The 11,027-nt window shown below is 66.1% G+C and carries 9 protein-coding genes; 3 read left to right on the top strand and 6 right to left on the bottom strand.

Annotated elements, in window-relative coordinates; translation table 11 throughout:
* Positions 1–246: 246 nt before the first annotated feature.
* The gene (locus MRY84_RS17625) at positions 247–963 is read left to right on the top strand and encodes a response regulator transcription factor (RefSeq protein ID WP_291507003.1); all 717 of its coding nucleotides are present in this window, start codon (positions 247–249) and stop codon (positions 961–963) included.
* A gap of 76 nt (positions 964–1,039) precedes the next feature.
* Positions 1,040–2,434, top strand: coding sequence for a sensor histidine kinase (locus MRY84_RS17620; RefSeq protein WP_291507002.1), 1,395 nt, complete (start codon positions 1,040–1,042; stop codon positions 2,432–2,434).
* Between the two features lie 152 nt (positions 2,435–2,586).
* Here the strand turns inward: MRY84_RS17620 and tal are convergent, their stop codons facing one another.
* Complete coding sequence (gene tal / locus MRY84_RS17615; protein ID WP_291507001.1) at positions 2,587–3,534, bottom strand: transaldolase; 948 nt, start codon at positions 3,532–3,534, stop codon at positions 2,587–2,589.
* Positions 3,535–3,707: 173 nt separating this feature from the next.
* Between tal and MRY84_RS17610 the strand changes: the two genes are divergently transcribed.
* Positions 3,708–4,553: an SIS domain-containing protein gene (locus MRY84_RS17610; protein WP_291507000.1), complete on the top strand. Its 846-nt coding sequence runs from the start codon at positions 3,708–3,710 to the stop codon at positions 4,551–4,553.
* Positions 4,554–4,595: 42 nt separating this feature from the next.
* Here MRY84_RS17610 and MRY84_RS17605 read toward each other — a convergent pair whose 3' ends face one another.
* The 5 genes from MRY84_RS17605 to MRY84_RS17585 form a co-directional block, all read right to left on the bottom strand.
* Complete coding sequence (locus MRY84_RS17605; RefSeq protein WP_291506999.1) at positions 4,596–6,590, bottom strand: hypothetical protein; 1,995 nt, start codon at positions 6,588–6,590, stop codon at positions 4,596–4,598.
* 371 nt (positions 6,591–6,961) lie between these two features.
* Positions 6,962–7,993, bottom strand: coding sequence for a dipeptide ABC transporter ATP-binding protein (locus MRY84_RS17600; RefSeq protein WP_291506998.1), 1,032 nt, complete (start codon positions 7,991–7,993; stop codon positions 6,962–6,964).
* Positions 7,990–8,994: an ABC transporter ATP-binding protein gene (locus MRY84_RS17595; RefSeq protein WP_291506997.1), complete on the bottom strand. Its 1,005-nt coding sequence runs from the start codon at positions 8,992–8,994 to the stop codon at positions 7,990–7,992. The genes MRY84_RS17600 and MRY84_RS17595 overlap by 4 nt, the downstream gene beginning before the upstream one ends.
* A 178-nt stretch (positions 8,995–9,172) precedes the next feature.
* Complete coding sequence (locus tag MRY84_RS17590; RefSeq protein WP_291506996.1) at positions 9,173–10,084, bottom strand: ABC transporter permease; 912 nt, start codon at positions 10,082–10,084, stop codon at positions 9,173–9,175.
* Between the two features lie 136 nt (positions 10,085–10,220).
* The coding region (locus tag MRY84_RS17585; RefSeq protein ID WP_291506995.1) for an ABC transporter substrate-binding protein at positions 10,221–11,027 on the bottom strand (807 nt) is incomplete at its 5' end.

Raw genomic sequence — 11,027 nt, 5'->3', positions numbered from 1 at the left:
CTTCGCCGGCATGGGCCGACATCGCAGCCGCCATCGCCACCACGGCAGCAATTTTTGTCATCTTCATTTCCATGTCTCCTCGTTCGAATGAATCCCGGTGTGCATTGCATGCGCCGAGATACCGGTGCCGTTCAGCGCAGGGTGTACTTTAATTACAATAATTAATTGTTTTATCGGGGCTTACCCTGAGTCTGGCTTCGCGGCCCGTTCCGCAGGAGAACCGGGGCCTTTGTTATGCTCAAACCCATGGCCACGATACTGATTGTCGAAGACGACGCCCTCTTGCTCGACGCCTTGAGCGGTCAGCTTGCGCAACTGGGTTACGGCGTGGCGACGGCCGGCAGCGTGGCGGATGCCACCGCCCTTTTGCAGAGCCAGGCAGTGGACGGCATCATCCTGGATCTGGGGTTGCCGGGCGCCGATGGCATGGAACTGCTCCACTGGACGCGGGCCCATATTGCGGGCCTGCCCGTGCTGATCCTCACGGCCCGCGATGGCGTGGACGACCGCGTGCGCGGCCTGAACGCCGGGGCGGACGACTACCTCACCAAGCCCTTCAACATGCAGGAGCTGCAGGCACGGCTGCAAGCCATGCTGCGTCGTGCCCGCCAGCCCGCTTTCACGCAGACCAGCAGCGCGGGCCCTTCCAGCACCACCATCGGGCCGCTGGTGCTGGACCACGTGGCCCACGCGGCGGCACTCAACGGCGAGCCGTTGGAACTCACGCTGCGCGAATGGGAGCTGCTGGAGCTGCTGGCCCACCGCTGCGGCGAGGTGGTCACCCGCGACGATGTGCTGGCCGCCTGGCGCGCCAGCCCGCCCGAGCCCGGCCAGCCGGCCGCCGCCCCGCTCAACTCCAACGCGCTGGAGGTCTACGTGCACCGCCTGCGCAAGAAGTTGGATGCATCACCGCTCAACATCCGCAACATCCGCGGGCTGGGTTACATGCTGAACAGGCCGTAGATGGGTCACGCCCCTGTGGCGCAGCGCGCCTTTCCCCCGCGCTCGTGGACCTCACCAGGCCACTCGGATATTTGATATGCGCCACGTCCCGGGGGTTTCGCTACAACGCAAGCTGCTGCTGTGGCTTCTGCTGCCGCAGCTGGTGCTGTGGCTGTCGGGCGGTTTCCTCGCCTGGCGCGTGGCGCTGCAGAACGGCGAGAAGGGCATTGACCAGACGCTGACGCAGTCGGTGCGTGCCCTGGCGCGGCAGATCAAGCCCATCGGCGACGGGTTGCTGGTGGACTTCCCCAAGGCAGCGCAGGACATTCTGGAGCAGGACCCGGCCGACCGCGTCACGTACATGGTGTCCTCGCCCCCCGGGCGCTTCCTGCTGGGAAACGCGCAGCTGCCACCCCCGCCGCCCGTGACCGTGGAGGTGGGAGACCCTTTTCTCTACCACGCGCGGCTGGACGACAAGCCGGTTCGCGTGGCCCTGCTGGACGTGGACTACGGCACGCCTCAGGCGCGCCAGACGCTGCGCGTGCAAGTGGCGCAAAGCCTGACGGTCCGCGAACGCATCGCACAGGAACTGCTGGAACAGATGCTGCTGCCCATGGGATTGATGGGCCTGGCCATGAGTGCGCTGGTCTACGCTGGCGTGCTGCGAGGCCTTCAGCCCTTGAAGCGGCTGGAAGCGCAGATCGAACAGGCGGGCCTGCGACCCCAGAGCGGCAGCCATGCGCTGCCCCCCATCGAGCTCACCGCAGCCCCGCAGGAAGTGCATTCGCTGGCCAGCACCATCAACCGCCTGCTCGATACCGTGGCCCGCGGCCAGCAAAAGGAAAAGCGCTTCCTCAACGACGCCGCGCACCAGCTGCGAACGCCGCTGGCCGGGCTCATAGGCCAGACCGAACTGGCGCTGCACGAGAGCCACGAACCGGCCGTGCAGGAGCGGCTGCAGAAGGTGCTCTCGGCGGCCCAGCGCAGCGCCCATCTGGTGCACCAGCTGCTGCAGCTGGCGCGCTCGGAATCGAACGTGGAAATGCAGGCCATCGACCTGGCGTGCCTTGCCCGCGAGGTGGCCCGCGAGTGGGCTGCCCGCGCCCTGGCACAGGGCATGGACCTGGGCTACGAAGGCGTCGACAGCCTGCCTGTGCAAGGCCATCCGCTGTTGCTGCGCGAAGCGCTCAACAACCTCATCGACAACGCGCTGCACTACGCAGGCCCCGGCGCCACCGTGACGGTGCGTGTGGGGCGCGAGGAGCCCGGGCAATGGGCGCTGCTGGTGGTGGAGGACGATGGGCCAGGCGTGCCGGCCGAGCACCTGGGCGATCTGTTCGCGCGCTTCTGGCGTGGGTCGGACAAGGCGGGCGGTTGCGGACTGGGTCTGTCGATCGTGGAGGAGATCGCGCTGCGGCACGGCGGCCGCACGGTGGCCGAGGGGATGGTGCCGAAGGGGGTGCGGGTGGGGATGCGGTTGCCTGCGGCGTAGTCGGTGGTGGGTGGCTTTGGATGGCCTGCAATGGAGGCCCCACGCGGGATCACCCGACACGCTCTCCGCCCCTTCACCAGTCCACTACAAAAACAATAGCGGCTGGCGCTTGATCCACAAGCGCCAGCCGCCAAAAACACTCTAGAGCAAGCTCAAGCGGCGAGGATCAGCTTCTCCAGCTTCACCGCATCCACCGCAAACGCACGAATGCCCTCAGCCAGCTTTTCCGTCGCCATCGCGTCCTCATTCAACGCAAAACGGAAGCCCGCCTCGTCATAGTTCACCGCGGGCAAATCCATGGCCTTGGCAGCCTCCGCATCCAGCGCCCGCTGCAGCGGCGCATCGCTGGCCGCCAGCTGCGCCAGCAGCTCCGGTGCAATGGTCAGCAGGTCGCAGCCGGCCAGGGCCGTGATCTGCCCCACATTGCGGAAGCTCGCGCCCATCACCTCGGTGGCGATGCCAAAACGCTTGTAGTGGTTGTAGATCTGCGTGACCGACTGCACGCCAGGGTCGTTGGCGCCAGCGCGCGCGGCCTCGTCCCAGCTCGCACCGGCCTGCTTCTTGTACCAGTCGTAGATGCGTCCCACGAAGGGCGAGATGAGCTGCACCTTGGCCTGGCCGCAAGCCACCGCCTGGGCAAACGAGAACAGCAACGTGAGGTTGGTGTGGATGCCCTTGCGCTCCAGCTGCTCGGCGGCTTGGATGCCTTCCCAGGTGGCCGCAATTTTGATGAGAACGCGGTCGATGTGAATGCCCTCGGCCTGGTACAGCTCGATGATGCGTTCGGCGCGCGTGACGGTGGCGCTGGTATCGAAGCTCAGGCGCGCGTCGACCTCGGTGGACACGCGGCCCGGAATGGTGGCCAGAATCTCGCGGCCGAAGCGCACGAGCAGGCGGTCGATGATCTCGTCCAGGGGGCGTCCCCGGAACTGGGCCACGGTGTCCTGCAGCAGCGGTGCGTATTCAGGCTTCTGCACGGCCTTGAGGATCAGCGAGGGGTTGGTGGTGGCGTCCTGGGGCTGGAACTGCGCCAGTTGCTTGAAGTCGCCGGTGTCGGCAACCACGGTGGTGAACTGTTTGAGGGCGTCGAGCTGATTCATGGCGTAAGTCTCATCGGAGAGCAGGGAACAAGCGGGCCTCACCACCAAGAGCCTCATGGAGGGCGCGGCCACCGGGAAACTGCAAGTGTAGACGCCTTGTTCCTGCCACAGCCTGCGCAGTGAAACCGAGTTACATTGGCGTTACCTCGTTATCGATTGCCTGTGGTACTGACATGCTTGAACGCATCACCGCCTCCCTGCCCTCGCTGGCCCCCGCCGAGCAGCGCGTTGCCCGGCTGGTGCTGACCGACCCCCGCACCTTTGCCCGCCTGCCTGTGCGCGAGCTCGCAGAGCGCGCGCACGTGAGCAAGCCCACCGTGGTTCGCTTTTGCCGCAGCATGGGTTACGACGGGCTGGCGGATTTCAAGCTCAAGCTTGCGGGCAGCGTGAGCGAGGGTGTGCCCTTCATCCACCGCAGCGTCGATGCGGATGACAAGACCGGGGACGTGCTGGTCAAGGTGGTGGACAACGCGGTGGCGGCTTTCCTGCAGTATCGCAACGCTGCCAGCACGGTGGCCCTGGAACGCGCGGCCGAGTCGATCGCGGCCACCTGGAAGACGGGCAAGCGCATCGAGTTCTACGGCGTGGGCAATTCCGGCATCGTGGCGCAAGACGCGCAGCACAAGTTTTTCCGCCTGGGCATCACGTCCATCGCCGCCAGCGACGGCCACATGCAGGTCATGAGCGCAACCTTGCTCGGCCCGGGCGACTGCGCGGTGATCATCTCCAATTCAGGCCGCACGCGCGATCTGATGGACGCCGCCGACATCGCACGCAAGAACGGCGCCACCACCATCGCCATCACCGCCAGCGGCTCGCCCCTGGCCAGCACATGCCAGGTCCACCTGGCCGCCGACCACCCCGAAGGCTACGACCGCTACAGCCCCATGGTGTCGCGGCTGATGCACCTGCTCATCATCGACGTGCTGGCCACTTGCGTGGCGCTGCGCATCGGCGGCTCGCTGCAGCCGATCCTGCAGCAGATGAAGGAAAACCTGCGCGCCAAGCGCTACGCGTAGCGCAGCACGCCGCCGGGCATCGCCGCGCCGGGATGAGGTTGACTACAGCGGTGTGCACATGGCCGAACAGCCGGGGGTGCCGTCGCAGATCTCGCCACCGTTCACAACGCCATCGCCGCAGTACTCACCCGTCAGGGGCAGCGTTGCCGTGCAGCTGGCATTGCAGGTCATGCAGGAAGGGCTGCCATAAGGGCAGCTGGTTTCCGTGAGGTTGTTGCCGTCGTCGCAGACTTCGGCCCCGCTGCGGATGCCGTCGCCGCAGAACGAGCCGGTCAAGCTCAGCGACGCCGTGCAGGTGGCGTTGCAGGCCATGCAGGTAGGGCTGCCATAGGGACAACTGGTCTCCGTGACGTTGTTGCCGTCGTCGCAGACCTCGCCGCCGCTGCGGATGCCGTCGCCGCAGATGGCACCCGTCAGGCTCAGTGTTGCGGTGCAGGTGGCATTGCAGGCCGAGCAGCTGGCTACGCCATCCGGGCAGCTGGTTTCCGTTACGTTGTTGCCGTCATCGCAGACCTCGGCGCCGCTGCGGATGCCGTCGCCGCAGAACGAGCCGGTCAAGCTCAGCGACGCCGTGCAGTTGGCGTTGCAGGCCATGCAGGTAGGGCTGCCATAGGGGCAGCTGGTCTCCGTGACGTTGTTGCCGTCGTCGCAGACCTCGCCGCCGCTGCGGATGCCGTCGCCGCAAATGGCACCCGTCAGGCTCAGTGTTGCGGTGCAGGTGGCATTGCAGGCCGAGCAGCTGGCTACGCCATCCGGGCAGCTGGTTTCCGTCACGTTGTTACCGTCGTCGCACACCTCTGCCCCGCTGCGGATGCCATCGCCGCAGACGTTTCCAGCAGCCACCTCCACCGTGGCCACACCCCACCCCCCGGGCGTCAGTCGGTTGTGCGCGCGGTACTCAAAGCGGTAGGTGCCAGGAATGGTGGGCGCCCCCACAGTGAAGCCGCCATCGGGAGCCACCGTGAGCGAGTTGCCTGCGAAAGTGACCACTCCGCCCGCCGGTGTGTTGGATGCTGCCCCTTGCACGCGGAACTCACGGACCTGCGCAGGTGGGCTGCCCGGGGCATCGTTGGCCAGCAGGCCTGGCGCGGGCACGGACAGCGGCGTGCCCACCGTGGTGGCGTACGGCCCGTCGTCCAGTGGAGCGCCATCCCGCACGTCCAGGTCGAGGTCGTAGCGCAGATGCAGGATGCGCCCCTCCAGCCGGGCATAGACGGCCGCCAGCTGGTGGGGCCCGGTCGTCGCCGCGGTGGCCACGGGCGGGGTGCTGCCCCAGTCGGACGGCGAGCCGTCGCGCACGATTGCGGCCCAGGCCAGGCTCACCACAAGCAGCAGGCACAAGGCCACGGCCGTGGCCGCATAGCGACGCACGCGGGCAAAGCGATAGGTGACAAACACCAGCGCACCCGCTACCAGCAGAAGACCGCCACCTCCCAGCGCCGGAACTGCCATGGCTGCGGCCAGAAGGATCGGTGCACCGGCGCCACCTGTGGTGGACAGCAAGGCGGTGGGCGCCGCACTGCCATCCGTGGTGCTCGTCACGAACCCCAGCCGCACAGTCTTCGATGCATTCACGAGTTGCGCATAGCTTTCAACCACGTCGGTGTGGATACCAGCGGCACCGATACCCACGGGCCAGCGCAGGGGCGCCGTAGGCACGAAGCTCGGGTCGGCCACCATCACCCCGCTCTGGCATACCTCGCGGGCCACGTCGCCCACGGGCTCGGCCGCCAGCAGGTCAATGCGGGTGATCGCCACCTGCTCGACGCCGCCGAAGGCCCCGCTGGGCGTTGCAACGGTGCAGCCGGTCGCGGGGTTGTTGTCGCTGTCGATCAGTGTGCGGATCTCCATGGCGGCATGGGCGGGCGCCACATGCGCGAGCATCGAAAGGGTCAATGCGAGAAGCCACAGCGTGTGGAAAAGGCCGCGGCCACCGTGCCGCCACGGCGACTGGAAGAACTTGGCTAACTTGTTCAGCGATTGGAAAGAAATGGCGCGCGCAGGGGCGGGGCAAGTCGCCAGCAACAAAGCGAACATGGATGGAAACAACAAAGGGGTTGGGCAGGGCGACTTCTTAAAGAAGCTTCAAGCTTCAGGAGACGCCCCGGCATGGAAACATCTGGTAATAAGACATCATACGAATCACCAGCCCAGCCACCAAGCGCAATTTGGCAAGTGCGCAGAATCCGCCGGCGTTCACGGTTGCGAACCGCCGGCTTCGGCGCAAGCGCCGTCCAGCCATCGGTCCCACTTCCGTGCAGCTTGCCGCAACAGCCCGGCCCCCCTGCCCCGCGCAAGAGCGCAAGGCCAAGCCCTCCGTGCGCGGTGCGCAACGGCGGCTTGGGCACGGAAAGGCCCGTAGCGCATGCCCAGCAAGCGCGTCAAGCTATGTTTTCAGGAGCAATGCTTTAGATGCGGCCTTCTTCCACTGCGTGGCACGCAATGCGAATGCCGCCGATGCTGAGCAGCTGCGGACGCTCCGCCCGGCAACGCTCGTTGGCATGCGGGCAGCGGGGGTTGAACGCGCAGCCCGGGGGCGGGTTGAGCGGGTTGGGCACCTCGCCCTGCACCGGGGTGCGGGCGCGCCCGGTATCGTGCATCTTGGGGATGGCATCGAGCAGCATGCGCGTGTACGGGTGGCGCGGCGTGTCGAACAAGGTGTGCTTGTCCGCCAGCTCCACCAGGCGGCCCAGGTACATCACGCCGACCTGGTCGCTCACGTGGCGCACCACGGCCAAGTTGTGGCTGATGAACAGGTAGGTGAGCTGCCGCTCGCGCTGCAGGTCCTTCATGATGTTGAGCACCTGGGCCTGCACCGACACGTCGAGGGCCGAAGTGGGTTCGTCGCACACCAGGAACTCGGGCTCGGTGGCCAGGGCGCGTGCAATGGAGATGCGCTGGCGCTGCCCGCCGGAGAACTGGTGCGGGTACTTCACCATGTCCAGTGGCGACAGGCCTACTGACTTCAGCAGCTGGCCCACGCGCTCTTTGAGCTGCGCCTTGTCCGTGATGAGGCCATGCTCCTTGAGCGGCTCGCCGATGATGTCTTCGACCAGCCAGCGCGGGTTCAGGCTGGCGTACGGATCCTGGAAGATCATCTGGATGCGCCGCCGCATCGCCTTGGCGTTGTGGCCCTTGAAGGCTGCATGCGCGTCCTGGCTGTCAAACGTCAGGCCGCCGCGCGTGGGCTCGTACAGCCCCACCAGCAGGCGAGCCACGGTGCTCTTGCCGCAGCCGGATTCGCCGACCAGGGCCAGCGTCTTGCCTTTCTCAATCTCGAAGCTCACGCCGTCGACCGCGTGCAGCAGGGTACGGGGCTTGCGCTCGATCACGCGGTTGAGCCAGGGGGCAGAGACGTCAAACGTCTTAGCCAGGTCATGCGCCTGGACCAGGGCCCTGCCCTTCACGGCGGCGGAGGGGGTGGTGGCTGCGGCGCTCATGCGGGCACCCCGGCTTTCGTGGCGGCGCTAGCGGCTGGGGAGGTACCCGCGTGCAGCCAGCAGGCGGCTCGGGTGGAGCCCGCATCCATCAGGTCGGGGCGCTCGGTCAAGCAGCGGTCAAAGGCTTTGGGGCAGCGGGGGTTGTAGGCGCAGCCGGAGGGAATGGCGTTCAGGCGGGGCATGGCTCCGTCAATCTGGTTGAGGCGTTCACGGTCCACCGCCATGTCGGGAATGGAAGCCATGAGGCCAGCGGTGTAGGGATGCGCAGGCTTGTTGATCACGTCGTGCACGGGGCCGATCTCGGCCACACGCCCGGCATACAGCACGGCCACGCGGTCGCAGGTTTCGGCAATCACGCCCATGTCGTGGGTGATCAGCATCACGGCGGCGCCGCGCGATTTGCAGATGTTCTTGAGCAGCGTGATGATCTGCGCCTGGATGGACACATCCAGCGCCGTGGTGGGTTCGTCGGCCACGATGAGCTTGGGCTCGGCCGCCAAGGCCAGGGCAATCACCACCCGCTGGCGCATGCCGCCCGAGAACTGGTGCGGGTAATGGTCGATGCGCTCCGCGGCGGCGGGAATGCCGGTGTCCTGCAGCAACGCAATGGCGCGCTGGCGGGCCTCGGCGGGTGTCACCGGCAGATGGGCCAGGATGGTCTCAGTGAGCTGGCGGCCCACGGTGTACAGCGGGTTCAGCGAGGTGAGCGGGTCCTGGAAGATCGCACCGATGCGGCGGCCCCGGATGTGGCGCATTTCCTCATGGCCGAGGTTGTCGATGCGCTGGCCCTCCAGCAGGATCTGGCCCGACCCCACGCGGCCCGGGGGCTCCAGCAGCCCGATGATGGCGGCGCCGGTGAGCGACTTGCCCGCGCCGGACTCCCCCACCACACCCAGGATCTCGCCGGGTGCGATGGAGAAGGAAATGTCGTCCAGGGCGCGCAGGGTACCGCGGCGGCCCGGAAATTCGACAACGAGGTTTTTGACTTCGAGAAGAGACATATCAGTGATTCACAGTTCTGTGCGCTGCACGCAGAAGATTGAACGGGCACGGCCGAGGCCCACGGCCACCGTGCAAGGGCCGCCCCGCAGCGCGGGTGGCGTCCCCCTACCGCATCGCGCGGCGATGCCAGAGAAGGGGGAAGCGGCGCAGCCGCTCAGGGGGTTGTTCTCCATTTCTTCAACGCAGGCGAGGATTCAGCGCATCACGCAGCCAGTCGCCCAGCAGGTTCACCGACAGGGCAATCAGCACCAGCATGGCGCCCGGGAACACGGTGATCCACCATTCGCCCGAAAACAGGTAGTCGTTGCCGATGCGGATCAGCGTGCCCAGCGAAGGCGACGTGGGCGGGGCACCCACGCCCAGGAAGGACAACGTCGCCTCGGTGATGATGGCCGTGGCCACCTGGATGGTGGCCAGCACCATCACCGGACCCATCACATTGGGAAGCACATGCTTGCGCATGATGCGCAGCGGTGCGACACCGGTCACGCGCGCGGCCTGCACGTACTCCTTGTTGCGCTCCACCAGCGTGGATCCGCGCACCGTGCGTGCGTACTGCACCCAGCCCGTGAGCGAGATGGACAGGATCAGCACACCAAAGGCCAGCGACTCGTGCGCATTGGGAAACAGTGCGCGGCCCACGCCAGCGATCAGCAGCGCCACCAGAATGGCGGGGAACGAGAGCATCACATCGCACAGGCGCATGAGCACCGCGTCGATCCAGCCGCCGCGAAAACCCGCCAGCAGGCCAAATGCCACGCCCACCACCACCGAGAGCACCACCGAGGCGAGGCCCACCACCAGCGAGATGCGCGCGCCGTAGATCAGCGCCGAAAGGATGTCGCGGCCCTGGTCGTCGGTGCCCAGCAGGTACTTGGACGAGCCTTCGGCGCTCCAGGCCGGGGGCAGGCGGGCATCGCTGAGTTCGAGCGTCGCCAGGTCGAAGGGGTTGTGGGGCGCGACCCATCCGGCAAACACCGAACAGAACACACAGATCAAGGCGATGACAGCGGCCAGGATCGCCATGGGCGATGTGCGGAAGCTGTAGCCGATATCGCTGTCAAACCAGCGGGCAAGGGTTGTTTTCATCGTGGGGAAGCAGTGAACAGGCAGCAACACGTGGCGCGGGTAGCGGCCGTGTGTTGCTGCGGGCAGTCCATCACCGTGGTGCGGTGTTGGGGTCGTGAACGGTCTCAGGGAACTTCGGGCTCGCTAGCGAGGCTGCCTACTTGCCGATGCTCATCCACTTGAAGTACATGAAGTTGTCAGCCAGCTGCACAAGCTTCACGTTCTTGCTCACCCCCCATGCCAGCGCTTGCTGGTGCAATGGGATGTGGCCGACATCCGCGGCATGCAGATCGAAGGCCTCCTTGATCATGGCGTTGCGTTTGGTCTTGTCAGTCTCGGCCTGAATCTTGAGAGTCAGCTCATCCACCTTGGGGTTGCAGTAGGCGCCGAGGTTGAACTGGCCGGCGCCCTTGTCGTCCACGCAGCGCACGAGGGCGTTGAGCGCGTTGTGTGAGTCGTAGGTGGCAGGCGTCCAACCCAGCATGTAGAAGCTGGTGTCGCGGCGCAAGATCTTGGGGAAATAGGTGCCTTTGGTTTCAGCCTGCAGGTTGATCTTGACGTTGATGCGCGACAGGTTGGCCGCCACGGTCTGGCAGATGCGGCCATCGTTCACATAGCGGTCGTTGGGGCAGTTCATCGCCACTTCGAACCCATTGGGGTAGCCCGCTTCTGCCATAAGCTTCTTGGCGGCCTCCACGTCAAACGGCAGGCGCTTGGCGTCGGGCTGGAAACCGTTCACGCCCGGTCCCACCAGCAGGGCCGAGGGGTTGGAAGCGCCGCGCATCACGGTCTTCTTGATCCCTTCGATGTCGATCGCCTGGTAGAAGGCTTGGCGCACACGCTTGTCCTTGAAGGGTTTCTTGCCCTTCACGCTGGAGTACAGCAACTCGTCCCGATTCTGGTCATTGCCCTGGATGATGGTGCGCAGTTCTGGCCCTGTGATGGCGCGGGTGTTGGCACGGGT

The organism is Acidovorax sp., from assembly GCF_022763525.1.
In the GTDB taxonomy this organism is placed as follows: Bacteria; Pseudomonadota; Gammaproteobacteria; order Burkholderiales; family Burkholderiaceae_C; genus Acidovorax.
This window is presented reverse-complemented; position numbering and strand designations above follow the sequence as displayed.